The 22,646-nt window shown below is 53.6% G+C and carries 20 protein-coding genes and 1 tRNA gene; 12 read left to right on the plus strand and 9 right to left on the minus strand.

Going from position 1 to position 22,646, the window contains the following annotated elements; genetic code table 11:
- Window positions 1-34 precede the first annotated feature (34 nt).
- The gene (locus EV12_RS09420) at window positions 35-2,122 is read left to right on the plus strand and encodes a 4Fe-4S binding protein (RefSeq protein ID WP_036914839.1); all 2,088 of its coding nucleotides are present in this window, start codon (window positions 35-37) and stop codon (window positions 2,120-2,122) included.
- 80 nt (window positions 2,123-2,202) lie between these two features.
- On the opposite strand, the gene EV12_RS09425 is transcribed toward EV12_RS09420, so the two are convergent.
- Together EV12_RS09425 and EV12_RS09430 are read right to left on the minus strand one after the other, a co-directional pair.
- Window positions 2,203-2,979, minus strand: coding sequence for a metal ABC transporter permease (locus tag EV12_RS09425; protein WP_036914841.1), 777 nt, complete (start codon window positions 2,977-2,979; stop codon window positions 2,203-2,205).
- Window positions 2,972-3,649 (minus strand): metal ABC transporter ATP-binding protein, encoded by a 678-nt coding sequence (locus EV12_RS09430; protein WP_036914952.1) that lies wholly within the window; start codon window positions 3,647-3,649, stop codon window positions 2,972-2,974. Before EV12_RS09430 ends, EV12_RS09425 begins: the two co-directional genes overlap by 8 nt.
- A 131-nt stretch (window positions 3,650-3,780) precedes the next feature.
- Here EV12_RS09430 and EV12_RS09435 point away from each other — a divergent pair, with 131 nt between their 5' ends.
- Both EV12_RS09435 and EV12_RS09440 read left to right on the plus strand, forming a co-directional pair.
- Entirely contained in the window at window positions 3,781-4,752 is a 972-nt protein-coding gene (locus EV12_RS09435) for a metal ABC transporter substrate-binding protein (RefSeq protein ID WP_036914843.1), read from the plus strand.
- A 53-nt stretch (window positions 4,753-4,805) separates the two neighbouring features.
- Entirely contained in the window at window positions 4,806-6,014 is a 1,209-nt protein-coding gene (locus EV12_RS09440) for a hypothetical protein (protein WP_036914845.1), read from the plus strand.
- Window positions 6,015-6,029: 15 nt separating this feature from the next.
- On the opposite strand, the gene EV12_RS09445 is transcribed toward EV12_RS09440, so the two are convergent.
- Genes EV12_RS09445 through EV12_RS09455 form a run of 3 tightly spaced genes read right to left on the minus strand, consistent with a single transcriptional unit; the run spans window position 6,030 to window position 8,972 of the window.
- On the minus strand, window positions 6,030-7,352 hold the full coding sequence (locus EV12_RS09445) for a hypothetical protein (RefSeq protein ID WP_036914847.1): 1,323 nt from the start codon (window positions 7,350-7,352) through the stop codon (window positions 6,030-6,032).
- Window positions 7,349-8,002, minus strand: a complete 654-nt coding sequence (locus EV12_RS09450; protein WP_036914849.1) for a TIGR03943 family putative permease subunit — start codon at window positions 8,000-8,002, stop codon at window positions 7,349-7,351. Before EV12_RS09450 ends, EV12_RS09445 begins: the two co-directional genes overlap by 4 nt.
- A gap of 13 nt (window positions 8,003-8,015) precedes the next feature.
- Window positions 8,016-8,972 carry a permease gene (locus EV12_RS09455; RefSeq protein WP_036914850.1) on the minus strand — a complete coding sequence of 319 codons (957 nt, stop codon included), beginning with the start codon at window positions 8,970-8,972 and terminating at the stop codon, window positions 8,016-8,018.
- A gap of 836 nt (window positions 8,973-9,808) precedes the next feature.
- Here EV12_RS09455 and EV12_RS09460 point away from each other — a divergent pair.
- A complete protein-coding gene (locus tag EV12_RS09460) occupies window positions 9,809-10,213 on the plus strand; it encodes a Fur family transcriptional regulator (protein WP_036914852.1) in 405 nt (134 codons plus the stop codon).
- 971 nt (window positions 10,214-11,184) lie between these two features.
- On the opposite strand, the gene EV12_RS09470 is transcribed toward EV12_RS09460, so the two are convergent.
- Complete coding sequence (locus EV12_RS09470; protein ID WP_036914854.1) at window positions 11,185-11,535, minus strand: AIR synthase; 351 nt, start codon at window positions 11,533-11,535, stop codon at window positions 11,185-11,187.
- A gap of 659 nt (window positions 11,536-12,194) precedes the next feature.
- Window positions 12,195-12,266: transfer RNA gene (locus EV12_RS09475), tRNA-Val, on the minus strand.
- A gap of 56 nt (window positions 12,267-12,322) precedes the next feature.
- Between EV12_RS09475 and EV12_RS09480 the strand changes: the two genes are divergently transcribed.
- Window positions 12,323-12,814, plus strand: coding sequence for a metal-binding protein (locus EV12_RS09480; protein WP_036914855.1), 492 nt, complete (start codon window positions 12,323-12,325; stop codon window positions 12,812-12,814).
- Window positions 12,815-12,841: 27 nt separating this feature from the next.
- Window positions 12,842-13,690, plus strand: coding sequence for a nucleoside triphosphate pyrophosphohydrolase (mazG, locus tag EV12_RS09485; protein WP_036914856.1), 849 nt, complete (start codon window positions 12,842-12,844; stop codon window positions 13,688-13,690).
- A gap of 1,445 nt (window positions 13,691-15,135) precedes the next feature.
- Here the strand turns inward: mazG and arfB are convergent.
- Complete coding sequence (gene arfB, locus EV12_RS09495) at window positions 15,136-15,570, minus strand: alternative ribosome rescue aminoacyl-tRNA hydrolase ArfB (RefSeq protein ID WP_036914858.1); 435 nt, start codon at window positions 15,568-15,570, stop codon at window positions 15,136-15,138.
- A gap of 66 nt (window positions 15,571-15,636) precedes the next feature.
- Here arfB and speE point away from each other — a divergent pair, with 66 nt between their 5' ends.
- Together speE and speB are read left to right on the plus strand one after the other, a co-directional pair.
- Window positions 15,637-16,497 carry a polyamine aminopropyltransferase gene (gene speE, locus EV12_RS09500; protein ID WP_036914954.1) on the plus strand — a complete coding sequence of 287 codons (861 nt, stop codon included), beginning with the start codon at window positions 15,637-15,639 and terminating at the stop codon, window positions 16,495-16,497.
- Complete coding sequence (gene speB, locus EV12_RS09505) at window positions 16,497-17,411, plus strand: agmatinase (RefSeq protein ID WP_036914859.1); 915 nt, start codon at window positions 16,497-16,499, stop codon at window positions 17,409-17,411. Before speE ends, speB begins: the two co-directional genes overlap by 1 nt.
- 104 nt (window positions 17,412-17,515) lie before the next feature.
- On the opposite strand, the gene EV12_RS09510 is transcribed toward speB, so the two are convergent.
- On the minus strand, window positions 17,516-17,761 hold the full coding sequence (locus EV12_RS09510; RefSeq protein ID WP_036914860.1) for a hypothetical protein: 246 nt from the start codon (window positions 17,759-17,761) through the stop codon (window positions 17,516-17,518).
- Window positions 17,762-17,901: 140 nt separating this feature from the next.
- On the opposite strand from EV12_RS09510, the gene gcvT reads away from it, so the two are divergent.
- The 4 genes from gcvT (at window position 17,902) to EV12_RS09530 (ending at window position 22,640) form a co-directional block, all read left to right on the plus strand.
- Window positions 17,902-19,026: a glycine cleavage system aminomethyltransferase GcvT gene (gene gcvT / locus EV12_RS09515; RefSeq protein WP_036914861.1), complete on the plus strand. Its 1,125-nt coding sequence runs from the start codon at window positions 17,902-17,904 to the stop codon at window positions 19,024-19,026.
- 82 nt (window positions 19,027-19,108) lie between these two features.
- Entirely contained in the window at window positions 19,109-20,929 is a 1,821-nt protein-coding gene (aspS, locus tag EV12_RS09520) for an aspartate--tRNA ligase (RefSeq protein WP_036914862.1), read from the plus strand.
- Between the two features lie 68 nt (window positions 20,930-20,997).
- The gene (locus tag EV12_RS09525; protein ID WP_036914863.1) at window positions 20,998-22,128 is read left to right on the plus strand and encodes an RNA polymerase sigma factor, RpoD/SigA family; all 1,131 of its coding nucleotides are present in this window, start codon (window positions 20,998-21,000) and stop codon (window positions 22,126-22,128) included.
- Window positions 22,129-22,157: 29 nt separating this feature from the next.
- The gene (locus tag EV12_RS09530; RefSeq protein WP_036914864.1) at window positions 22,158-22,640 is read left to right on the plus strand and encodes a Dps family protein; all 483 of its coding nucleotides are present in this window, start codon (window positions 22,158-22,160) and stop codon (window positions 22,638-22,640) included.
- The last annotated feature ends 6 nt before the right edge of the window (window positions 22,641-22,646 follow it).

Here is a 22,646-nt window from a genome sequence, read left to right on the forward strand (position 1 = left end):
TGGATGAATTGGATGTCCGTCGTCTTTGATCGGTATGGAGTCCACCACCCCCAGCCATCAATGCATGCTGCGGATGGCTCCCTACCTAATCGGTCGCCCACGCCGCGGCGTAGTTGGAGGCAGCCGTTATGCCTGCAAGTTACGTGAATCCATTCGCCAAGCAGCCAATGATCCAGAGCGCAAGCCAGTCTTAATCAGTGGTGAACCAGGCTTAGAAAAAGACAACATCGCCAGACTCGTGCATTTCGGCTCTGCCGATCGACGCCTTCTTTTGATGAGCTTCGATGCCAGCAACATACGAGGCCAAGGCGTTGAACTTTTTGGCAGAGAAGGCTCTCATGAACTGTCTCTGCTCGATTGCCTAGGGGATGGCAACCTTCTGATCGACTGCATTGATCTTGCAGAGCCTCAACTGCAAGCACGTCTGATTGCCCTTGCGACTGAAGGCCACCCTGCCTTCTCGGGGCGGATCTTGTTTACTGCCGAATCAAGCCTCAAAGAGCTAGAGGGGGTAGCAACTCAGATCAGAGTGCCACCCTTACGAGTGCGCCGATCCGATCTGGGCGATTGGCTCCGTTACAGCCTGCGCCAGCGCAGCCCCAGTCTGGGCTGGAGTCGCCCTCCCGAGTTACCCGAAGCAATTGTCAGGCGACTGCAAAGCCACGATTTCCCGAACAACATCCGCGAATTGGACAGCGTGGTGGAACGGGCCTTGCAACAGGCCCGCAGCCAGGCCGCGGCTGAGCAAGAGAGCGGTGCAATCACCATGGCCCTACCCGCAGCTTTGCCGGAAGACGTGTTCTGGGTGAACAGCCGGGAGCCCAACCTGCGCTTTGAAATCTGGCGCTGGAAGCCTCAACTACGTCAGTTGATGCGCTCACCCCAACTCTGGAACGGCTTGCTTTTTGGGCTGGTGAGCTGGGTCTTCGTGCTCGTGAATCTGTGGCTATGGCTTGGCCCACAAGACAGGGCACACAACAGCATGCTCAAATTTTTCTGGGCCTGGTGGTGGCCTCTGATCCTGCTGACTTACCCGCTGGTCGGGCGACTTTGGTGTGCAGTCTGTCCATTCATGGTCTGGGGCGAAATTGCTCAGAACAGCAAAAAGGCTCTCGCAAAATTGATCTCAACCTTGGGTTTACCTGCCGGTTGGTTGCAACCAAGGCTCTGGCCCCATGGCGATCACGACAGTTGGGGCGCACCTGTTTTGGCGACAGGGTTCGCAGCGATCCTGATCTGGGAAGAGGTCTGGAACCTTGAAGACACCGCCCGACTCAGCAGTTGCCTCTTGCTACTGATTACCTCAGGGGCTGTGCTTTGTTCACTGGTCTTCGAAAAGCGATTCTGGTGTCGCTATCTCTGCCCAGTTGGCGGCATGAATGGCCTATTCGCAAAGCTTTCGATCCTCGAATTACGTGCGCAATCGGGCACTTGCTCAGGGAGTTGCACGTCCTACGCCTGTTTCAAAGGGGGTCCTGCTGAAGGCGAAGGTATGGCTAGCGAAGGTTGCCCCCTGGGCACCCATCCAGCCCATCTCAGCGACAACCGCAACTGTGTACTTTGTCTGACCTGCGCCCAAGCCTGCCCGCACCACTCGGTGCAATTGCGACTGCGGCCTCCCGCCGCAGATCTGCAACGCAGCATGCATGGTCCAAAAGGCGAGAAGGGATTGATCTTGGTGTTGGCCGGTGGAATCACCCTGCATCATTGGCAACGACTACTGGGCTGGTTGCCCCTGGCTCCAGAGTCTCTCCAGGAGGGGCCCCTTTTAATGCGACTGGTGTTTGCTGCCCTAGCGCTAAGCCTGCCAACGGCTGCAGGTCTGTGGGTAGAGCGTCGCTGGCTGTACACCGCCTTGCCCCTGTTATGGAGCGTGCTCTTGGCCCGTCATCTACCGATTGGCTTGGCAGAGGCCGGGACTGTGTTGCCGATTGGTTGGCCTCAATGGAGCGCCGATCCCAACGTGATTGGCTTCTGCCAGAGCTTGGCAATTGCGTTTGGTTGGCTTGGTTGTGTGGTGTTGCTTCGTCGTCTCATCAGCCGCCAGCGGCAACCCTGGCTAACAGCTAGCGGAGCATTCTTGGTATTGGCACTGGCTAGCCGCTGGGTAGTGCACATCTAAAAAGGAGCATCCCGATTGGCTAGGGGATGGCAGCTCAGAACAACTTTTGCCGTCAGTAGCGATGTCAATCTGAACCTTGCTCAACGACGCCAAAAAGGCAACAACACCAGACAAAGCACCCCAATCAAAGGCCCAGGCGGCAGATCCAGCAAAATCGCCAGCATTAATCCGCCACTGCTCAGCAGCACACCAGTCCCAGCAGAGCGCAGCATCAAGACGCGCAGACTCTCGCTGCGATCAAGATTCACCAGCACAGGAGCGCAAAGCAGGGCAATCACAAGCACAACACCAACGGCAGTAATTGCGCTGATCACCACCAGAGCGGTGATCAGAATCGTGATGAAACGGATCTGCATGACCGGTCGTCGCGCCGCGATCGCTCCCTCCGGATCCACACCGAGAAACACAAGATCCTGATAGCGACTGAGAAGAAGAAGCAACAAAGCAGCGGCGGCGATCAACGTCCGGATTACATCGCTACCGTTGCCAGCAAGCATGTCTCCAAAAAGAAGAGCTTCCAGATCGATTCGCGCCTGCAGCAGGGGCACCAGCAACACCCCGAAGGCAGTGAAACCGGCCAGCACGGTGTTCATTGCGCCCTCCTCCCGGCCTTTGAAGCGATGGTTGAGCTGTTCCGCCAGCAACGCACCCAGCAGACCGCTCAGCAAACCACCGATGATGGGATCCAGCTCGAATGCCAGCGCAAGCACCAAGCCAGGCAAGACCGAATGCGCCATCAGATTGGCTAACAGGATGCGGCGCTGGGTAATCAGCAGAGCACCAGTCGTCGGGCAGATCAACCCAACCATCAGAGCCAGGATCAGTGGCGTTAGCCACCAGATGCCAAAGTCATCCACAGCAGTGACTGCCCATCATGCAAGTCATGTCGGTGAGTTTCTGGCGAACTTCGTCAGGTGTGCCGCAGGCAAGGACCGTGCCGTCGAGCACCACCACTCGGTCATAGCTATCGAGGGCACTGCCCCAATCATGGCTACTAACGAGTAGGGTTTGTCCCGATTCTGCTTGCTGGCGCATCACTGTGAGTAGGTGTTCCCGCGTCGGCGGGTCGATGGCGCTGCAAGGTTCATCGAGCAGCAAGATGCTGGTCTGCTGCATCAGTGCCCGTGCCAGCAGCACCCGCTGCTGCTGGCCTCCTGAAAGCCGGTCCAGCCGTCGAGCACCTAGCCCATTCAGCCCAACCTGATTGAGTAGCTGCTGAGCAGAAAGCTTCTGCCCTCGATTGCGCGTACGCAGTCTTCCCAAATCCACCATCTGCGTCACCGTGATCGGAAACGACCAGTCGATCGACGCCCGTTGTGGCATCAAAGCAATACTGCCGTTGCTTTCAATCGTGCCCTGATTCGCCCTAAGGCGACCCTGAATAAGATGAAGCAGGGTGGATTTACCAGCACCATTAGGGCCGACAAGGGCTGTGAGCGTCCCAGGGTGAAGATCGAGATCAACGCTCTTAATGGCAGAGCAATTGTCGTAGTCGTAGGAGACCCCTCGCACGCTGAGGCTCGGGATCGCCGATGCAATGCCAACACCCAACTGATGAAGACCTTGGTCCTGTCTTGGAACTGAAACAAGAGCGCTCACAAAACCCCGCCTGGTCATAAAAATGGGAATCATTCTCATTCTAGACTGTTTTCATTTCAATGCTTCGGACCCCTGCATCTGTCTTAACGGCTCTGGTTGTTCTCTCCACTGTCTCTGCTACTCAGACTCCAGCACAGGCCAGTCAACCAACCGTGGTCGCCATTGATGGTGTGCTCTGTGATCTCACTCGCACCCTTGTAGCCACAGACGTCAAGGTGGTTTGCCTGATTCAACCTGGTAGCGATCCCCACAACTACAGGCTCAAACCCAGCGACCGACAGGCTCTGAGCAACGCGAGTCTGGTGTTGCATAACGGCTTCAAGCTCACCCCGAGTGCAAACAAAATCAGCGGCTCAGCCAAGGTGATTGCCGTGGCGGAGGAGGCCATGCCCACTGCGAGCCACGCAAGCCACGATGACGACCATGCGGAGCATGGCGCTCATAACCACAATGACTCGGATCCCCACGTCTGGCACGATCCCGCCAACTCAGCCGCGATGGTTGTGGTTGTTGCTGATCGTCTCGCTCCAGTCCTACCTGCATCGCAACGGTCTGCATTGGCTGCCCGGGCAGCAGAAGCTATTACCGTCCTCAATGCCGTTGGTGATTGGGGCGGCAAGCAGTTCGCCACGATTCCTGAGAATCAGCGCGTTCTCGTGAGTGAACACAAGGCTTATAGCCACCTCACGAATCGCTATGGGCTGAGACAAATCACCATGCTCGATTCCTTCACCACCGGAGGCGTTCTGCGCCCCTCTAGCCTTAGAACGATCACAACTGAAGTGCAAGGGTCCGGCGCCCAAACCCTATTTCCTGAATCTCTGCCTGTCAGCAAGACCCTGCGTCGCATCAGCCGCAGCACTGGACTGCCCGTTTATAGCTCACCTCTTTTCGCAGATGGCCTCGCTCCAAATCGCTCCACAGTTGGCACGGCAACGCTGAACATTTGCACTGTGGTCAAAGGCCAAGGAGGTCAGTGTGATCAGGTCGCTGCCGATAAACTCATTGGGCGTTGGTCCGCAATTCGTTGAACAATCAATTTCACCTTTGTTAAAGCCCTTTCAATTAATTCCTACACAATCAAATGCCTCGTTGTCTCTTCAATCGACCCCAGTTTTTGTTTCTAGCGCTCCTGCTTGCTCCAGTAACGCTTGATGCCACCCTCTGCCGTCCCAGCGTTGCTGGTGGCAACCATAACCATGGTGGCAGTGGCGAAGAAGCGCTAGAGGCAGGAGAGTTTCGTGCATCCCCTGTTCTCAGCATCGAAGGCCATGGAGGATTCATGACCAACCTCGATGGCAGCCCTGAGCACTACGCCATCGATGGTTTGCTTGGCCTGGAGATGGAGTGGGGTCTTGGAAATGGCGGTAGCTTCGCTATTGAGGCCGCCATTGGTCCAGCCCTGGTGTGGGGTGAAGCGGAACACTTTTACGGCAAGGTTCATGTGGATGAGCATGCCGAGGGGACGGATAGCCATGACGACGATCATGGCGACGAGCATGACGAGCATGACGACGACGATCATGGCGATGAGCATGACGACCATGACGAGCATGACGACGACGATCATGGCGATGAGCATGACGACCATGACGAGGAGACGGATAACCATGACGACAATGACCATGCCGATGAGCATGATGACGACCATGAGGAGGAGACGGATAGCCATGACGACGACGACCATGCCGACGATGAACATGACGACGATGACGGCCATGCCAGCCATGGCTCCCATGACACCGACTACAAGCGCAGCGATGTCCGCGGTTTCCTACAGGCGCGCTATGCCCCTAACGATCACCTGAGCCTGTCGGTCTCCTGGAATCCCTACTACGTCACCAAGGATCAAGGCGAAGACATTAAGGGTCTGAAGAATGAACTAGGCGCGAAGGTGGTTTGGGCATTGGGTGATGGAGATGTCAATTTTGCTCTCGGCGATCGCCTCGAAGATCTGATCGATGGCGTTTATCTCTCTATCGACCATCGACAGGGATGGGAATCAGATGGCACATGGATGGGCAACTACACCGATCCCCGTCTTGGAGTCGGTTTCAATGTCGACCTGTTGAACATCAGCCTCAACGCTGGACCACGCTTCTACGTACCGGGCAGCTACTCCGGACTAGAACAGCGCACCGATTTCGCAGGCGAACTGGCAGTTGCATACCCTGTCGGCAACAACACTGTTCTGTTCGCCCACTGGCAGCCCACCTACAGTTCAGAAGGAGGCTCAGGCTGGGGTGAAGGCTGGCAGCACCATGTCGGCACCGGCGTCACATTCAGCTTCTAAGCAAACAGCGATAGATCAGCCTGCAGACAACCAAAGTGCCTCCTTAATTCGTATTGGAAAGACCTCGAGCCACTCAAGCGTGGTGGCATCAATCAGAGCCGCTCGGCCTGCATCCAATCCTGGCTTGGTGACTGTCATCAACAACTGTTCGCCAACAGGGTCAAACTGCAGCATTGAACCTGGCTTAAAAAGCCATGGTGCTAGTTGGCGGCGGCTTAGTACAACGCCGCCGCCATCCAGTAGAACAAGCTCATGTTGCATGCGGCGATCCTGCCTGCGACCAAGAACCGCCCAAACACGTTCGCCCCTGTTATCACAGCTCAAGGCCAGCACTGACTCTTCGCCAAGCCAGAGCTGCTTAGGGGGCAATCCTGGAATCACCAACTCGATCGAACGACGATAGTCAGGCCAATGGCGAATGAGCACTGCCCTTCCCGTAGCCTGGCAGAAATCTCCGAGATCCCTTGCCCCGGGGAGGATTTGGGGGGTCTTGTAGTTTTCAATCAGTGGACGCAGTGTCAGCCCGTTGAAGGTGGGCACAACCGCTCCACCACCGGCCGGCAGCAGCTGGATCGGACCGGAGGCATTGATCTCAAGGGTTCTTCTCTCACCATCCGCTTTGATGAGTTCAGTGCGTCCACTTCCTGGAGAGAATCCTCCTGTTTGCGCAAGCAGATCACCGTTCAGATTGCTGCTGAGATCAGCAAAAAGATATTGCCCTGGCACTAATGGCATCAATTTGCCTGCCTTTGGATAGGCGAGCTGATCGCGATGAGCCGTGATATTGCGTGGCAACAAAGGCAGCAAAAAAAGTCGCTGCTTCCAGTCCTTATCCGTTTCGATCAAGGCTGCTCCCTTGCCATTGCCAAGGGGAACAACGCTTTTGATCTGATTCAGCGTGGGGCTAAGGGGTATCCAACGCCCATCGCGTCTCTGGACTTGCAGTTGGTCTCCGCCATCCACATGGCGATTCACTAACAGCCAGGGTCTCGGATCCCACCACCAGTGCTGGGGGGGTAGAGCCTGGGCTCGATGATCCTGTCCAGCAACCGTCAGCTGAATTGAGGTCTTGATGCTCTGTTTGGCATCAATCAACAGACGAAGCAGATTGTTCTCCCCCTGCCAACGGTGAGGTAGGTCCGGTTGCAATTGACTATCCGCCGCCACGCTCCCCAGTTGCATCGGCCGACTGAAGCGAAGGTCAAGGGCAGCACTACCTGACTGGAGAGGCTGCGGTGTGCGTGACACCAATCGAGGGGGACGGCGCAGCAGCAGTTGCTGTTGCACCAGCACCAGAGCCGCGAAGCTTGTTAGCAGCACCCACATCTTTTGCTTCATGGTTCCAGAGGTCGTTCCGGCCTTTGAATCGGAGTAATTGTCTCGGGAACCACAACGGCGACTCTTTGGCCCTGACGTGTTTCCACCTTCATATGCCCTTCGATCTTGAGCCACTGATTGACCTTGGGCTTAGCGTCCACTGGCCAGGACACCGGTAGACCTGCAGGGGTGGCATCCGCCAGACAGCAGCGCACCGTAAGGCGTGCGATCTGGGCTGGCTCATCGCCTCTCTTGAGCACAAATCCACTGATGTTTAAAGGATTGCCATCCACCAGATCAGGGTCGGGCTGGCTGCGCAATAGCCTTACCCATTCCGTAAGCGTGCGCTGTTGAGGCGGCAGCACGAAAGCCAAATCCGGCGGTTCAGGTAGTCCTTGCGGGCGCGAGGCCGCCAGGTCGCTGAAGGAAGGATGCGGGGGCACTAGCAACACAAGTACTGCCATCCCAGCACTGGCCAGCCAGGGCCATGAGACTGATTCTTGCCGCTTGCGGCTTTTCATCCCCACCATCACCCCTGCAATCAGCAGCGCCACTCCTGAAGCACTCACAAGTTTGTGGAAGCCACCGGCGAGAAGGAGGTCGAGGCGGCCAGAATGAACACTCCAGACCACCATCCATCCCCACAGCACCAGAAGGAGGGCACGGATCATCGTTTTCTCCTGTTCAAAGTTGCCATAAATTGACCCACTGACCGATTAGCAGCACGCCTAGACAGGCCACGATTGCGGTAATGCCAATCGCTTTTGGCCTGAGCAACACCGTGAACAGACCTGCAAGTTTCAGATCCACAACTGGACCCAGTAATAGGAACGCCAGCAGGGCTCCGGGTGTCACCTGGGCAGCGAAGCCAAGGGCCAGAAAGGCATCCACGCTTGAGCACACCGAGACCACGATCGCCAGCAGCATCAACGCCAAAATCGAGAGTGTCGGCGCGCTGCCTACCGCCAATAGCCAACTGCGTGGCAGCCAGGTCTGCACAAGGGCGGCGATCACACAACCGAGCACGAGCAGAGCAAGCAGGTCAAGAAATTCCCTGCTGCTTTGTTCCAGCACCTCACTGAGTTGAGGTCGCTCAATCCTCCTTGGTTGTGGATCGGGTATCGCGCCTCCGATCAGCCCACCGCCTCTTTCTAATAGGCCGATACTGCTCAAGGGCTGGCTAAGACGCCGTTCTGCCAGTAGGGACGATTCAATCAGTTGCGCTTCTGGTAGCTGCACCAAAAGAGCACTGAGTAACAGAGCGATTAGAAAAGCTCCGAGTGGTCTAGCAATCAGCAACCAAGACTGATCAGGGAAAGCGGCCCAGGTGCTGGCGAGAACAATCGGATTCAGGACTGGCGCTGCAAAAAGAAAGCCGAAGGCTGTGCCCAAAGGAGCACCGCTGGCCAGTAATCGGCGGGCGACAGGCACATTGCCGCATTCACAAGCAGGCAGGGCAAAGCCCATTAAGGCACCCGTGATCGGCGCTAGCAGTGGATGCCTGGGGAGACGTCCGATCCAGGCCCCCTGGGGTACAAGCCAACGGGCCAAACCAGCAATAGTGACACCCAGCAACAGGAAGGGAATCGCTTCAAGTAGAAGGCCCTGAAATATCGCCCAGGCTGTAGCGAGCCTATCCATCTAGCTCAACTGTGCATGTGGCTGATTCTGCACCAATAGAAATCTTTTGCAGGGTTTTTCACGACGTTGAATTGATCAGCTTGAAAACTTGTGACACTTGATCGCTACTAATCATTTATTGACATGAGTTCCCAAAGCGACCTTGCAAACCACTTATAACCATATGGCAGTGACTGACTCGCGTTGAATGTCAGAGTAGGGCAATTACCCTTTTGAATACAAGAGCTGGGTGAATATTCTTCAGCTTGATTCTCGTGTGAAGTGCTACTGCAGCAATGACCAGAACTCCAATCAAGGCCCTTGCAGACCCTAATGATATACAAATAATAGAGGAAGTTCCCTCATCTGAAAAGGATTATGTGATCTCATTAATCAGTTAGAGTTTCGAACAATCGTGCGTTTACTTTCACCTCAAGGCCTTGAAGGCTACTGGCTTGATTATCGATCTACATAAGGATCGCTAGACTTTCTTCCGCTTGGAGCAAAAACCTTCGGTGTTTTGCAGGATTGGCTTAATTGTTCAGTAAAAGAATGCCAAACTCAGCCATTGATTACGAATCATTGTAATTATTCACCCATCAGTGAATCATTGGCCAATGCTTAATTGCAAACCAAGGTTCTGGTAAATATCATTTCAAAATGAGAAAAATAATTTATCAATCTAAGACTCTAGATTCTCTTGAGGTCTGCGTAAAAATCTGCTTTATTGGATGAAATTGCCTTGGCTCAATGGTTTTACTCGTTGATTTTCTACAATCATTCATGCAAAAAATTTCTCAAAAGCAATCCTCTTGCCATCTCCTCTGAGCTAAAAGAGCAAATGAACGAGCGCGTCCATGCCTGTCGATCAGAGCCAACCCACACTGCGGCAGAAGCAACTTTTGAAAGAACTGCGTGGCTGTTGCGATGAAATGAGCGGTCAGCAGCTTCATCGCGCCTTACAGGACAGCCCCTATGCCATGGGACTTGCGACCGTATACAGAAACTTGCGCCAGCTTCAACAACGAGGACTGGTGAGATGCCGACACCTACCTACCGGTGAAGCCCTCTATGCGCCTGTGGAAAGGGACCTCCATCACCTGACATGCGTGGACTGCGGCCAAACGCTGCCGATCGAGCATTGCCCTTTGCACAACCTCAACATCCCTAAAGAACAAAGTCATGATTTTCAGCTGATCTTCCACACACTGGAGTTCTTTGGTCTGTGTGAGAGCTGCCAAAAAGGTCAAAAACTGCCCTGAACAGCAGACTCCAGACCCCTAACTCCAACAATGATTGCCCAGCCTTCAACATGTTCCGAGAGTTTGCCCAGCCTTAAATGCAATCCCATCTGCAAGCACAACGCAGACAAGCACGACCACAAGGTCATCAGCATTCAAAGCCTCATCACAGTTATCACTGCTCACGAGAAGAGTTAAGCCAGCATCAAGCAATTAACTCATGAGCTGCAGCCAGAAAAAACACTATCGCCTGCTGAACACTATTGCGCGTACAAACATGGCACTTTGCTGCTGCCCAGCAGAGCTCTTTTCAAGACAACATTCAGATACTTCATCCACACCCATACGTTGCAAGGCATCCGCATGCTCACACCATCCAAGCCATTCACCAGGCAACTGACCTAGAGCAACAAGCTGTCAACGCGAATGGGGAAGCTCCTATCGATCGTTCCTCTTTATGGCATCAAGGCCACTTGCGCGCGACAGTAATGAACAGGCAAACCAGCCATCAAGACAAAAGCAGAATGGAGTCTTTGCTGATCCTGAAGCAAGGTCGACTGAATCAGCCCCATTGGGCCCAAACAGAACACTATGAGTGCCTGTATCAAGGATCAAGTTGATTCCGTCCAAGATGCAGGGATTACCAAAAAAGATGCCGGCTGAGCACTTAAGCGTGGATCAGCTGTAGTCGCCAGCTGCTGCAATCGACATCAACACCCTGAGCATGACAGCGATCATCATTCTGCAAATGTCTTGGCAAAGGGGAGTCGGCTGCTGTCAATCCGCTCTAGTTCAAACTTCCTCTGCAAAAGCACTACCAAACCGGCAATCTCACGATCTAAGTTCTCAACCTTTCACACATCAAAGCCATTAAAAAAATTCATTTCTGAAAAATACTCCCGCAGTAGATGGGTTCTATGAGCTCATTATTTTGCTGTATTGGGTTGATATAACTTTCAAAATGAAGCATAGGATATCCAAAGAAAAGGCAACTACTCATCTTTTGCGACAAGACGAAAGCCTCCACCACAGGCACAGCTTTCGGCTCCATGAGGTGCACTTATTAGGAAACCTCCGCCACTAAGATCTCCGTAATAATTAAGGATGAGGCCAGAGAGCAAGTCGAACTGGTCGACAGGGGCATAGAGCGTTACGCCATCGGCCCGGGAAACCGGCACACCGCTGCATGGACCAGGCCTTAGACGAACGTGTAGCCAACCCTCACCGCAGGTGTCCTCAGTCAAATCGAGGTGCATCAAGCCAGGGGTGCCGGCAAAAGCAGCCTGTCGACCCAGCTCAGCTGCGGCCGTTGGGGTAATGCCTAGGCGCGGACCATTTTCCATCTCGAAGCGTTAGCCATGTATCACTATTGCATCCCTAGCGAAATTCTTCATTCTCAAGAAATCAAGCTCTGCAGTTGGCCCTTTCAGGACTGGGACTGGGAAGCCTGACTTGATAACGCGTGTCAGCCTTCATGAGCCTTAAGGGACTTGAGACGAGAAGCCCACCACATACTGGATTGATGACGATCATCAAGAAGCCCTACCTAAATCGGCAGAGCAAAGAGAGCATTCTAAACAATAGAAGCAGATTCATCTAAGAGAATGGTTCGATTGGGGCAATATTTGCGTTGCTACTAAATTGAACAATGGGTGACCTACCAGTAACTCCTCTTGAACTGGATTAGGAAAGATTGTACCATTGCTATATCGTCCTAAATGCCACTCAGGGCCAAGCAATATTCTTTCTAAAAGCCGCAAACTGATTAACCGGTTGGAAGTATACTTGTCAACAGATTTTGACTCAAAAAAGCTTAACTCTTGGCCTCAAAAGTCAGATTCAATTTCATGCATGATTAAAAAGGCAACAAGACATTTTCCTAGGCGTATATCTTGACGCAATGCAATCCAATCAGTTAGCAATCGCATTTAAAGCTGATTAAATTGAGTGAACAGCTTTTTTTGAGTTTTAGGCAAACCAAAACGTCTTTACAGCCAATGAATGGGCGATGCTGGGATCGAACCAGCGACATCCTGCTTGTAAGGCAGGCGCTCTACCGCTGAGCTAATCGCCCCTAGAGACAATTGTGCCTCAAGAGGTCAAGGTGGACTGGATCACAATAGAAGAGACATGGCCTCTGGCGAGGACCACGACAAAGCCACCTACTTCTGGAGCCTTCCATTTGGCATCGGCCTGAGCTTTGTGATGGGCTTGCCCAGTGGGCTGATTGGTGGGCTCGCCTTTGTGGTCGGCGGACTGTGGCTTTCACCAGACCTCGACACTGACTCAAAACCATTGAAGCGCTGGGGGCTCTTGCAAGGGCTTTGGTGGCCCTACCGCAAACTGATTCCCCATCGCTCCCTCTTCTCCCACGGCCCACTCATCGGTACCGGTCTAAGAGTGGCCTACCTGATGAGTTGGACTGGCCTACTACTGATGCTCTTGCAGCCTCTGGGTTGTCCTGCACCGCTGAGCCTTGCCAAAGCATTGAATGAGCAGCTGCGGCTTCATCCTCAACCAATCCTGTCACTGCTGCTAGGGCTGGAAGCCAGTGTTTGGCTACACCTCATTCTCGATGGCGATCCCCTCCCCGCCGAATGGCATCGCTGGCGTCATCGATGAGAAGGTAGGCCAATACAAATCAAAGGCATGGACGCCGAACAACATCTGGCTCCAACAGAAGCCATCGCGGAGCTGGTCAACATCGTGGCCCAGCTCAGGGATCCCAAGGGAGGATGCCCCTGGGATCTGGAGCAGACCCATGCCTCCTTGATTCCATGCATGTTGGAGGAAGCCCACGAAGTGGCCGACGCCATCCGCAACAGTGATGACAACCACCTCAGCGAAGAACTAGGGGATCTTCTGCTGCAGGTCGTGCTACATGCTCAGATCGCTAACGAAGAAGGACGCTTCAATCTCGAAGACATCGCCCGAGGCATCAGCGCAAAGCTGATTCGCCGACACCCACACGTTTTCGCAAATGCAGTAGCAAACGACAGCGAAGCAGTGCGCCAGAGCTGGGAATCGATCAAAGCGAGCGAGCAGCCCAGCGCAGCCTCGAACAGTCCACTCAGTGATCGTTTACGTAGCAAGATCAGAGGCCAGCCAGCTCTGGCTGGAGCGATGGCAATCTCAAAAAAGGTCGCGAACGTTGGCTTCGAGTGGAACACCATCAATGGAGTCTGGGAAAAAGTAGACGAAGAGCTAGAGGAACTCAAAGAGGCCGTAGAACATGAAGACCAAGCCCATGCACAAACAGAACTTGGCGATGTGCTGTTCACTCTTGTGAATGTTGCTCGCTGGCGCGGCCTCAGCCCGGAAGAGGGCCTTGCAGGTACAAACGAACGCTTCCTTGAACGCTTTTCTCGCGTTGAAGCTGCTCTCGAAGGCAAACTGAGCGGCCAATCACTAGCTGAACTTGAGCAACTCTGGCAAACTGCAAAAGCAGCCATTCGTGAAGAGTCTAAAGCCAAAAAGATATCGAATCAACTCACATGAAATCCTTAACCCAATAAGTTAAATCTTCTAAATGCACAACTTCAAAACTCAAGCTATCTTCTTAAACCAAAACCACCCATGATTCATCCTATTTTCGCTGTATCTATTACTGATTTTCCCCTAACGATTACAGCAGTATTAATTGCCATCGCATTATGGACAGGCGAAAGAGCATTCCGAAATCGTCGCAATCAAAGCCAGGACAAAGCGAAGGATCAATAATCCACTTTTAGTAATCGGAATTGAAAAGTCACACCTCTTCCTCAATATAAATCATCCTAGAGAGCGAATATATGAACGCAAAAGAATCCCATTGCGGCATTCAATCTACTTGCCATTGCATGGCTTCAAAGCCCACAACCACAAGAAAGTCCAATATCCGATCATTGCAGATCAACACATTAAAGCTCTACTGTGAAAGAGAACCCTGAATGGAAAGGTAACTCCGGCAGCCCATAGAGAGTCAAAACCATTGATGAAGAATTTTCCAGTTCTAAATATGCACTAAGAAGTCAATGAGCTAATTAAGATCAGCTCACTAGCTTCCACAGCAGCACTTTTAAGTGACATACTGGGTTTGGCACTGCAACACTTGCTCTACCACTTCGAGCGCTGCTCAGCAACCATTGAATGATCATCAGCAAGCAACTCTGTTGATCGATGGATCCGATAAACTAACTATAGATTGTGTTTAAATAGAGAAACCTCCCAGGCCAACATCCATTCTATAAATATATAGCAAAAGGAGGCACATGAAACGAAATGCCATCAACAAGTCTTCACTCTGACCTTGGATCTTCCTCAAACAATTAGATTTTTCACGAGAGTATCTCTAACGGCCGATTTCTCTACTTTGCCCCAAGACTCGCAAAAAAGTTCAGCTTTCTATAGTCCCCATTGCATAAGCCTTAATCCTTAAATCATCTTCGAAGCAGATCATATATGTGTGCTACAAAAACAATTGAGGTCAGTTTAGCAAGCCCAATTATTTTCTTTCGAAAAACTGACCTCACACCAATAACGACAGCATCATCATAAAATACTGTAGCCCAGAGTGGATCGCTTCAAAGCATCTCGCAACCTTCTCTCGAAGCTCTAGGCAAATGATCAGCACGTCAAGAACAAAAGGCTGCCCCGTTTTTGAAACCATTCAAGATCATCTGTCAAGTATTGCTTGACAGGCGAGGAAGGATCAATAAGCGTTTTAACGTGATAGTCAAGAAAAAATTTGATGCGCTTATCAGTGAGCGAAAGAAGTTCAATTTCCTGAATTTAAGCTCGCCTTGCTTCCACTATAAAAAGCTTTTTATAGTGACATAGAATTGATGCCTAGAAGTGAGCCACCCAGCAAATTTCTACGATTGACAATCCCTGATCACCAGCCGCCTATAGCCATAAAAATGATACCTTTGCACTTGCAAAAAGGAACGTTCCTCCACCAATAGTTAATCTTCGCTCGCAGAGATTTTTCGTCGATTTCTTTTTTGCTGTCCACGCAATTTCTTTGCATCAAGCCGACGCTTCACTGCACCCCGGCCAGGTCGGGTCGCTCGGCGTGTTGGTGATGGGGGTTTCAGTCCTTGCCGCAACAACTCCGCCAGTCGCATCATGGCGAGCTGCCGGTTCTGCCACTGAGATCGCTGCTCAGATACCACCACTCGTAAGCAACCATCCACCAAACGAGTTCCCAACTGCTGTTGCAATCTCTGACGGCGAAACTCTCCAAGCACCAACGACTGCTCTACGTCAAAAAGCAACTCCACGCGTGAATCAGTTGTATTCACACCCTGCCCTCCAGGCCCAGAAGCCCTTGAAAACCGCCACTGCAGTTCAGCAGCGGGAATCAACAAGCGATTCGTAATCAGAAGGTCTTGCACCATGGACCCACGCTGGCATCAAAGCCCTACGGGGGACTTAGCTGGAAGACAGTTTTAGGCCTCCTTGCCATGGACAGCCCTTCAACAACAGCAAGCGGCTGGATCGATGAACACCACCAGGGTGTTCGCTATGGCCTTCAAGGCCGTGTACTGGTTGATGAAAAAAGCCCTTACCAACGCATCACGGTGATCGACAGCAGCCGCTACGGGAAAGGGCTGTTGCTCGACGGCTGCTGGATGACCGCAGAACACCAGGAACGCCACTATCACGAATCCTTGGTCCACCCAGCTCTGTGTAGCGCTGCCCAACTTGAACGGGTATTGGTAATTGGGGGCGGCGATGGCGGCACAGCAAGGGAGTGCCTGCGCTACCAAGACGTCAAACACCTCGACATGGTGGAAATTGATGGCCGCGTCGTGGAACTGAGCCAAAAGCATCTGCCCAGCATTGGAGGCCATGCTTGGAGCGATGCCCGCTTACAGCTCAACCTGGAAGACGGCATTGCCTGGGTCGCCAATGCAACTGACTCCTCGTACGACGTGATCCTTGTGGACGGATCAGACCCGACCGGGCCCGCTGAAGGCCTCTTCAACAAGACCTTTTTCAAGCAGTGTCGACGCATCCTGCGACCCGGAGGAGTTTTTGCTACTCAAAGCGAGTCACCAGAAGCGTTCCGTCAGGTTCACATCGACACTGTTCGCCTGATCCGTCAAATTTTCGGCCATGCCGACCCCCTTTACGGCTGGGTGCCGATGTATCCAAGCGGCTGGTGGAGCTGGACCTTCGCCGCCGTCGATGGTCCTCGTTATCGCAACCCACTCCCAGCAAGAGCGGCCGCCATCTCCTCAGGCTGTGAAATCTGGAGCCCACGCTGGCAACAGGGTGCCTTTCAAGCGATACCAGCTTTCATTGAACGGGAGCTGACTTGATGGCCCAAAACACAACCACCACTGCAACAAGATTCGACAGCGAAGGTGCCATCTTCATGGCTGCCCGTCGCGACCCTAGCGGTTGCAACGTGGGACTTTTTGGCGTGCCTTACGACGGCACCTCTTCATTCCGTCCAGGCAGCCGCTTCGGTCCGGCAGCCATCCGCGACGTCAGCAACGGCCTAGAGACCTACTGCCCGCAGCTTGATATAGATCTAGAAGATCTTGCCTTCACCGATCTTGGCGCCCTTGACATTCCCTGCGGCGACCCTAAGCCCGTTGTAGAAGCAGTCAAAAAAGCCACCCAAAACGTGCTGCAGATGGGTCTCAGGCCCCTGATGCTAGGGGGCGAGCACTCAATCAGCTCCGGCGCAGTGGCTGCAATCACTGAATTGCATTCAGATCTCGTGCTGTTGCAACTGGATGCCCATGCAGACCTCCGCCAAGAGTATCTAGGTGCACGACACAGCCATGCCTGTGCCATGCGCCGTTGCCTAGAAGTACTCCCCAGCGGGCAACTTTTGCAATTAGCAATCCGCAGTGGCACACGCGCAGAATTTCAGGAACTACACGATCAGCAACGGCTGGTGAACCACAACACTGGCCAAGCAGCGACTGAGCTAGCTAATGCCCTTGCATCCCATCAAGGCAAACCTCTCTATCTCACCGTGGATTTGGATTGGTTCGACCCATGCGTACTGCCGGGAACGGGTACACCTGAACCAGGCGGCTTTCTATGGCGCGATTTTGCCGCCGTCGTGGATGTACTACGACACCATCAGCTTGTCGGCGCAGACGTGGTGGAACTCGCCCCCCAACTTGATCCTTCAGGGATGAGTAGTGTGCTTGGCGCCAAGGTGACCCGCAGCCTGCTCATGCTGCTCAGCCTGTGTGCAACAAATGGGCAAAAGTGAGCAGCATGACTGCATTGCTTCAGCAAGATTTCGAACAGGATCGTCGAACACTCAAAGCAGCTCGCAAAGCATCCAAGTCTGAAAACAGCTCCTGTATCCCCTGATTAAAAATCCTCGCTAAGACAACCAACCAAAGTACGACCAAGCTCAAGCTGCCTGTCCATCTGAGTTTCAGTCGCTTTCTCCTTCAACAATGGCAGCGATGGGGCTTGTTCTGTCCAGTGATGACACAGCGCAACGTGAGCCAACTCAGGATGCACGCTGATTTGCCTAAGACGACACCAGCCTGCAGCCGCCAACTGACTGGTACCACAGTGTTCACAGGTTTTGCAGCTGGCTGTCGTGGACATTTTTCAATCCCCGAATGACGCTCAGGGTAAGGACTGTTGACTGATTGGACGACTGAAATCGTCAAATCTGCGACTTTCCTTCCGCTTCTGCAAACCCGATAGCACCCTCCATAGGATTTCGGCACTGCAACGTCCACCCCGTGAATCTGCAACACACACCCCTCCATGACCTCTGCCGAGAGGCCGGTGGCCGGATGGTGCCCTTTGCCGGCTGGGAGATGCCACTGCAGTTCTCTGGCCTACTCCAAGAACATCAGGCAGTGCGTCAGCAGGTGGGAATGTTCGATATCTCTCATATGGGAGTGCTGCGTCTCGAAGGAACCAACCCCAAAGACACCCTGCAGGCACTAGTACCAACCGACCTCCATCGCATCGGGCCAGGTGAGGCTTGCTACACGGTGCTGCTCAACGAAACAGGCGGAATTCTCGATGACCTAGTCGTTTACGACCTTGGCACCAATAAGCAAGACAGCCAAAGCCTGCTGATTGTGATTAATGCTGCCTGCAGCGAAACCGACACCATCTGGTTAAAGCAACATTTGCAGCCCGCAGGCATCGCACTCTCGGATGCCAAGAAAAATGGCGTCTTACTGGCACTACAAGGACCCCAAGCGACCAAGGTGTTGGAACGCTTAAGTGGCGAATCACTAGCGAACCTTCCCCGCTTCGGCCATCGCCAAGTCCAGTTCTACAACCTGGGAGCGAAAGATCCCTCTTCAGTCTTCGTTGCACGAACTGGCTACACCGGCGAAGACGGCTTTGAACTGCTCCTGGAGGCAGAAGCCGGCCGCGCCCTCTGGCTCCAATTGCTCGCCGAAGGAGTCATCCCATGCGGACTCGGTTCCCGTGACACCCTGCGTCTAGAGGCAGCAATGCACCTCTATGGACAGGACATGGACATCAATACAACACCCTTCGAGGCTGGTCTCGGCTGGTTGGTACACCTGGAAATGCCTGCTCCATTCCTGGGTCGAACTGCTCTTGAGCAACAAGCAGAGCAAGGCCCCATTCGCCGTTTGGTCGGCCTAAAGCTGTCTGGACGAGCGATAGCCCGTCATGGATACCCACTGCTTCACAACAACAACAAAGTGGGCGAAATCACAAGCGGCACCTGGTCGCCCAGCCTGGGAGAAGCGATAGCCCTGGGCTATCTACCCACAGCTCTAGCCCGCATCGGCAACGAAGTGGAAGTAGAGATCCGCGGCAAGAACCATCCGGCAACAGTGGTGAAGCGCCCCTTTTATCGCCGTCCTTCCCTTAGCTGAAGGCCATCGCCAAAACCGGTCGCTCTAATAAGCAGCAACAAGCCCCTGTGGGAAACTCGCTTTTCATCCTGAAGCCTTCCCCATGCGCAGCAACGGTTGCGGCGAACTGCGCAGTAAGCACATCGCCTCCAACGTTCAACTGTGTGGCTGGGTTGATCGCTGTCGTGACCATGGCGGAGTGATCTTCATCGATCTGCGAGACCGCAGTGGAACCATACAAATCACCGTGGATCCCGATCAAGGTGCTGAGCTATTCGCAAGCGCTGAGAGCCTGCGTAATGAAACCGTCTTGCAGATCACTGGTCTGGTAAGACCCAGGCCGGCCGATGCAATCAACAGCAAACTCAGCACCGGCGAGATTGAGGTACTAGCCGATGGTCTCGAGGTACTCAACCCCGTCACAGGCAACCTGCCCTTTACGGTCTCGATCCACGACGAAGAACCCGTCAAAGAAGAGCTCCGCCTGCGTCATCGCCACCTGGATCTGCGCCGGGAGCGAATGAGCCGCAATCTCCAGCTACGCCACACAACCATTAAAACGGCTCGTCGTTTTTTGGAAGACGAAGGATTCATCGAAGTGGAAACACCTGTTCTCACACGCTCCACTCCCGAAGGAGCCCGCGACTACCTGGTGCCTTCCAGGGTGTGTGGTGGTGAGTGGTTTGCTCTGCCTCAATCCCCCCAGCTGTTCAAACAATTACTCATGGTGGGCGGGTTAGAGCGCTATTACCAAGTAGCTCGCTGCTTCCGCGACGAAGACCTCCGCGCCGACAGGCAGCCGGAATTCACCCAACTGGACATGGAGGTGAGCTTCATGGATCAAGAGCAAATACTCGATCTCAATGAACGACTGATCGCCACCATCTGGAAAGCAGTGAAGGGCATCGACCTACCACTTCCCTTCCCAAGATTGACCTGGAATGAGGCCATGGACCGATACGGCACCGACCGACCAGATACCCGCTATGGAATGGAGCTCAATGATGTCAGCGACATCCTCAAAGACATGGGCTTCAAAGTCTTCTCCGGCGCCATAGCCGCTGGAGGCTCCGTCAAGTGCATCACTGTGCCAAACGGGAACGACCTGATCAGCAACGTGCGCATCAAACCCGGCGGAGACATTTTCAACGAAGCCCAAAAAGCTGGGGCCGGTGGCCTGGCTTTCATCCGTGTACGCGATTCAGATGAGATCGACAGCATCGGTGCGATCAAAGACAACCTCAACAGCAAACAAAAGACAGCCCTGCTGAAACAGACTGGAGCCAAAGCGGGTGACCTGATCTTGTTCGGTGCTGGCGATACAGCCACCGTTAACAAAGCCCTTGACCGGGTGCGGCAATTCCTGGGCCGCGAGCTGGGCCTGATCCCCAAAGACCAAGACAACAATCTATGGAAGTTCCTCTGGGTCGTGGACTTCCCGATGTTCGAGTTGAACGCAGAAGAAAACCGCCTTGAGGCTCTCCATCACCCCTTCTGTGCACCAAACAGAGACGATCTAGGCGACGATCCCGACGTATGGATGGAGCGCCTCCCTCAAGCCCGTGCTCAGGCCTATGACCTTGTCTTGAATGGCCTGGAGCTTGGCGGCGGATCACTGCGTATCCACAATGCCGAACTACAACGACAAGTCCTGCAAACCATTGGTCTGCCCCTAGAAGAAGCAAATCAACAATTCGGTTTCCTCATCGACGCCCTCGAGATGGGCGCCCCACCTCATGGCGGCTTGGCATTCGGGATGGACCGAATCGTCATGTTGCTAACAGGGGAAGACTCGATCCGCGACACGATTGCCTTCCCAAAAACCCAACAAGCACGGTGCCTTATGACACAAGCCCCCGCAGGTGTCTCCAACCATCAACTGGAGGAACTACATGTAGAAAGTACCTGGGTCGATCCCGAATAGATTCAGCGCATTCCAGACAGCTCGGGGCTTCTTCATTAACCCTGAAGGCATATCTTCGCGGGCAACCCTTGAAGAGCAGCCCCCAACAAACCAAGACTTCCCGAGTCCGTATAAGCGGCAGCACAGATCCTGTGCGTCTCTACTTGCAGGACATTGGACGCGTAGAGCTACTGACCAATGAAGAGGAAGTGACCCTGGCGCGACTTGTACAACGCAGGGAAGCCCTGCTCAAACAGGAAAGAAAGCTGGCCTCCAACCAAGAAGCGATCAAAGAATTACACAGACTGGAGGAGCTACAGCAACGAGAAGCAAACCATTCCTGCCACTGGCCCACCAAACAAGAATGGGCTGTGGCTGCTGGGCTCACCGTGGCCGAGCTGCAAGACAAAATCGAGACTGGTTACAAGACCTGGGGAACCCTGACTGGTCTTGACCACTTGGAAATAAAGCGAACTTTGCGAGCTGGTCGACGCGCCAAGAATCAGATGATCCAGGCCAACCTTCGACTTGTGGTGGCCGTAGCCAAGAAATATCAACAACGGGGCATAGAGCTGCTGGATCTGGTGCAAGAAGGCACCCTCGGTTTGGAACGCGCAGTGGAGAAGTTCGACCCCGCCAGAGGTTTCCGCTTCAGCACCTACGCCTACTGGTGGATCCGTCAGGGCATCACCAGGGCCGTTGCCACTCAAAGTCGGACGATCCGACTGCCGATGCACATCACCGAAAAACTAAACCGCATCAAACGGGTTCAACAGGAGATTGCTAGCAACCAAGGACGATTAGCTTCGATTGCCGATCTCGCCAAGGCACTAAGCCTTAGTGAAGAAACAGTGCGCCTAACCCTCATGAGGGTCCCACGTTCGATCTCCCTCGAAACTCGAGTAGGCCAAGAACAAGACAGCCAACTAGGCGATCTGCTGGAAGACAGCAACGCGACCCCAGAGGAGAACCTCACCCGCGATCAATTGCACAACGACCTTGAAATCTTGCTGGATGAACTAAGCAACCGCGAAGCGACTGTCATCAGACGACGTTTTGGACTGGAAGACGACACTCCTCAAACCCTGACGCAAATTGGCGAGGCAATGCATCTATCGCGAGAACGAGTGCGTCAGATTGAAACCCATGCCCTCTTGAAATTGCGTCAACCGCAACGTCGCTGCAAGGTACGTGACTACATTCAAAATCTCGATTCCTGATTAGCACTTCACCAACCCACTGACATTCAATGCCTCCAGCCTCCTTCATTGAAATCGGTATCCCAGCTGACAAACGACAGGCAATCTCTGACGGCCTTGGACGGGTTCTCGCCGATACCTATGTGCTCTACGGCAAAACCCACGGATTCCACTGGAACGTAACCGGCCCGATGTTCAACACACTCCACCTGATGTTTATGGATCAATACACCGAGCTCTGGAATGCCCTCGATGTGATCGCTGAACGCATTCGTGCCCTTGGTTTTCTGGCACCCTTCGGCGGCAATACCCTCGGACAGCTCGCTTCGATCAAGGAAGCCGAGCAACATCCCGCCGCCCTCGACATGGTGCGCGAGCTAGTGGATGGTCATGAAGAGGTAGCACGCACCGCTCGGGAAATATTCAAGCTGGCTGAAGCCGCCAATGACCAGCCCACCGCCGATCTATTAACCCAGCGGCTTCAGATTCACGAGAAAACTGCCTGGATGCTGCGCAGCCTGCTGGAAGCATGAAAAAGC

Source organism: Prochlorococcus sp. MIT 0701, assembly GCF_000760295.1.
In the GTDB taxonomy this organism is placed as follows: Bacteria; Cyanobacteriota; Cyanobacteriia; order PCC-6307; family Cyanobiaceae; genus Prochlorococcus.